The organism is Roseomonas sp. KE2513, assembly GCF_016107305.1.
Taxonomy (GTDB): Bacteria; Pseudomonadota; Alphaproteobacteria; order Acetobacterales; family Acetobacteraceae; genus Roseomonas.
In genome coordinates, this window is sequence record NZ_RCVR01000226.1 from 1 (window position 1) to 202 (window position 202).

General features: G+C 65.3%; 1 protein-coding gene. It reads left to right on the forward strand.

Annotated elements, in window-relative coordinates:
• A partial coding sequence (locus tag D9599_RS31035) for an integrase core domain-containing protein (protein WP_198385178.1) occupies positions 1–141 on the forward strand: 141 nt, incomplete at its 5' end.
• Positions 142–202 lie beyond the last annotated feature (61 nt).

Sequence of the window (202 nt, forward strand, 5' to 3'; positions counted from 1 at the left end):
TACGAGACCGTCAGCGAGGCCCGCGCCTCGATCGGCCGCTATCTGGCCTTCTACAATGGCCGCAGGCCCCATTCGAGCCTCGACCGGCAGACGCCCGATCAAGCATACTTCACCCGGCTCCCGCAGATCGCGGCAGCCTGAACCCGGCAGGGCTCCACCTATCCCAGCACCAGCTGCTGTTCAGACAAACCGAGCCACCTCT